Source organism: Streptomyces oceani (assembly GCF_001751245.1).
GTDB lineage: Bacteria > Actinomycetota > Actinomycetes > Streptomycetales > Streptomycetaceae > Streptomyces > Streptomyces oceani.
The window spans coordinates 1-4,018 of record NZ_LJGU01000160.1; the positions used below are offsets into that span (position 1 = coordinate 1).

1 protein-coding gene is annotated in these 4,018 nt (G+C 74.8%); it reads right to left on the reverse strand.

The features are described from left to right. A partial coding sequence (locus AN216_RS25315) for a type I polyketide synthase (RefSeq protein ID WP_139140995.1) occupies positions 1-4,018 on the reverse strand: 4,018 nt, incomplete at both ends.

Consider the following 4,018-nt stretch of genomic DNA (forward strand, 5'->3'; position numbering starts at 1 on the left):
CTCGGCCGAGCGCAGCGCCGCCGCGAACTCCTCGGCGAAGCCGCTCGTCCCGGCGGGGTCGGCCAGCACCACCCAGTCGCCCTCCGCCGGCGGCGGCGTGTCCGTCGGCAGCTGCGGTGTCGTCCAGTCCAGCCGGAACAGGCCGTCGTGGTACGGCGTGCGGCGCGCGTCGCTGATCAGCTCGCCGGAGACCTGCCGCAGGGTGAGCGTGTCCACCGAGGCGACCGGCTGGCCGGCGGTGTCGGCCAGCTCCAGCGCGATGGCCTCGGCTCCGGCCCGTACGAGGCGTACGCGCAGTGCCGGCGCGCCGGAGGCCCGTAGCGTGACCCCGCTCCAGGAGAACGGCAGCCGGCCGCTGGTCGTCTCGTCCAGCGACACGAACATCATGGCGTGCAGCGCCGAGTCCAGCAGCGCCGGATGCAGCCCGAAGGACGACGCCAGCTCCTCGTGTTCGCCGGGCAGGCCGACCTCGGCGAAGATCTCCTCGCCTCGGGTCCACACCGAGCGCAGGCCACGGAAGACTGGGCCGTAGGCGAATCCGGACTCGGCGAACCGCTCGTAGAAGTCGGTCACCTCGGCCGCCTCGGCGCCCTCGGGCGGCCAGGCGGTGAAGTCGAAGCCGTCCTCGGCCGGGGCCGGTTCGGCGGGCGCGAGAAGTCCGCTGGCGTTCAGCGTCCACGGCTGCTCGTCGACCGCGTCGTCCGGGCGCGAGTACAGGTCCAGGCTGCGCCGCCCGGCGTCGTCGGCCGCGCCCACGGACAGTTGGAGGCGTACGCCGCCGTGCTCCGGCACCACCAGCGGCGCGGCGATGGTGAGTTCGTCCACCCGCTCGCAGCCGACCTGCTCCGCGGCCCGAGTGGCCAGCTCCAGATAGCCGGTGCCGGGGAACAGCACGGTGCCGCCCACGGCGTGGTCGCCGATCCAGCGGTGCGTCCGCAGCGACAGCCGGCTGGTGAAGAGGTACCCGTCCGAGCCGGCGAGTTCCACGGCGGCGCCGAGCAGCGGGTGGTCCGCCGAGCCGATGCCGACGGAGCCGATGTCGCCGCTGCCGGGGAGCGGCTCCTTCGGCCAGTAGCGCTGCCCCTGGAAGGCGTACGTCGGCAGGCCGACCCGGTGCGCGCCGGCACCCTCGAAGGCGGTTTCCCAGCGCAGCCGGGCGCCCGCGCTCCACACGCCGCCCCAGGCGGCGAGCAGACTCGCCACCTCCGGGCGGTCCTTGCGCAGCGCGGGCACGAGCAGCTGCTCGGTGCCGTCCAGGCAGCCCTGCGCCATCGCGGTCAGCGTGCCGTCCGGGCCCAGTTCCAGGAAGCGGGTGACGCCGCCCTGTTCGGCCAGCCAGCGCACGCCGTCGGCGAAGCGCACGGCACGGCGCACGTGCCGCACCCAGTAGTCGGGGGCGGAGAGTTCGCCGGGGACGGCCAGCTCCCCGGTGACGTTGGAGACCACCGGGATACGGGGCGCGGCGTACTCCACGCGTTCGGCGACCGCCCGGAAGTCCGCCAGCATGGGCTCCATCAGCGGCGAGTGGAAGGCGTGCGACACCGGCAGCCGGCGGGTGCGCCGGCCCCCCGCCGCGAAGTGCTCGGCCACCGCCACGGTGGCCTCCTCCGTACCGGCGACCACCAAGGCCGTGGGGCCGTTCACGGCGGCGAGGCTGACCTCCTGCTCACGGCCGTCCAGCAGCGGCAGCACCTCCTCCTCGGCCGCCTCGAGGGCGATCATCGCGCCGCCGCGCGGCAGTTCCTGCATCAGCCGGCCGCGTGCGGCGACCAGGGTGCAGGCGTCGGCCAGCGACAGCACGCCCGCGACGTGCGCGGCGGCCAACTCGCCCACGGAGTGGCCGACCAGGTAGTCCGGCCGCAAGCCCCAGGACTCGGCGAGCCGGTAGAGCGCCACCTCGAGGGCGAACAGCGCGGGCTGGGTGTAGCCGGTCTCGTCCAGGGCGGCCCCGTCGGCGTCCTGGGTGTCCGTGCCGAACACCAGGTCGCCCAGCGGCCGGTCCAGCTCCGCGTCGAAGTGCGCGCACACCGCGTCGAACGCCTCCGCGAACGTCGGGAAGGCGGCGTACAACTCCCGCCCCATGCCCGTACGCTGCGCGCCCTGCCCGGTGAACAGCACCGCCGTGCGTCCGTCCCGGGCCGCCCCGGTGAGCACCTCGGGGCCGGCCGGCTCCTCGGTGGCGTACGCCCGCAGCGCCGTCAGCAGCGCCTCCCGGTCCTCGCCGAGCAGTACGGCACGCTGGTCGAAGACCGCACGGCCGGTGGCCAGCGACAGCCCGACGTCCCGCGGGTCGAGGCCCGGGTAGGTCTCGACGTGCGTCAGCAGCCGCTCGGCCTGTGCCCGCAGTCCGCTCTTCGTACGTCCGCTCAGCACCCAGGGGATGACCGGCGAGGGCGTGCCGGTGAGGCCGGCTGCCGTCCCGTCGGGCTGGGCGCTCTCGTGGGGCTCGGCGTTTCCGGCGTCCGCGGGCCGCTCGGCCGGTGACGGAGCCTCCTCCAGGATGGTGTGCGCGTTGGTGCCGCTGATGCCGAAGGAGGACACCGCCGCCCGACGCGGCCGCTCGTGCTCCGGCCACGGGGTGTTCTCGGTGAGCAGCGCGACCTCACCCGCGCTCCAGTCCACGTGCGAGGAGGGCGCGTCCACGTGCAGGGTGCTGGGCAGCACGCCGTGTTCCAGTGCCAGCACCATCTTGATCAGCCCGGCGACGCCGGCGGCGGCCTGGGTGTGCCCGATGTTCGACTTCACCGAGCCCAGCCACAAAGGCGCTTCCGGGTCCCGGTCCCGGCCGTAGGTGGCCAGCAGCGCCTGCGCCTCGATCGGGTCGCCCAGCGTCGTACCGGTACCGTGCGCCTCCACCGCGTCCACGTCGCCGGGCCGCAGCCCGCCGCTGGCCAACGCGGCGCGGATCACCCGCTGCTGGGACGGACCGTTGGGCGCGGTCAGCCCGTTGGAGGCGCCGTCCTGGTTGACCGCCGAGCCGCGTACGACCGCCAGCACCGGATGGCCGTTCGCCCGCGCGTCGGACAGCCGCTCCACCAGCAGCATCCCGGCGCCCTCGCCCCAGCCCGTGCCGTCCGCCTCGTCCGAGAACGCCCGGCAGCGCCCGTCCGGCGCCAGCCCGCGCTGCCGGCTGAACTCCAGGAAGGCGGCCGGCGTCGTCATGACCGTGACCCCGCCGGCCAGCGCCGTATCGCACTCGCCGGCACGCAGCGCGCCGATGGCGGAGTGCAGCGCGACCAGCGAGGAGGAGCAGGCGGTGTCGACGGTGACGGCCGGACCCTCCAGCCCGAGGGTGTACGAGATGCGGCCGGAGACCACGCTGGCGGCGTTCCCGGTGCCCAGGAAGCCGTCGCTGTCCTCGGCGGCCTCCCGCAACACGGTCGTGTAGTCCTGCCCGTTGGTGCCGGCGTACACCCCGGTGCGGCTGCCGCGCAGGCCGCGCGGGTCGATGCCGGCGCGCTCGATGGCCTCCCAGGAGGTCTCCAGCAGCAGCCGCTGCTGCGGGTCCATAGCCAGCGCCTCGCGCGGCGACACCCCGAAGAAGCCCGCGTCGAAGTCCGCCACCCCGGCGAGGAAGCCGCCGTGCCGGGTGTAGGTGGTGCCCTCCCGCTCCGGGTCCGGATCGTAGAGCGCCTCGACGTCCCAGCCACGGTCGTTCGGGAACTCCACGATGCCGTCGCCGCCGGCCGCCAGGAACTCCCAGAACTCCTCGGGAGTGGTCACGCCGCCCGGGAAGCGGCAGCTCATGCCGATGACGGCGATCGGCTCGTCGGCCGTACGCCCGGCGGCCGGTGCCACGTGGCCAGCCCCGGCGCGGTCGGCGCCGAGGAGTTCGTCCCGGAGATGTTCGGCGACCGCCGCCGGTGTGGGGTGGTCGAAGATCAGCGTCGCGGCGAGCGGGACGCCCGTACGGCGGGTCAGCGCGTTGCGGAGTTCCAGCGCGGTGAGGGAGTCGAAGCCCAACTCGGTGAAGGCCCGTTCGGTGTCGACACGCTGCCCGGAGGCGTGCCCGAGCACG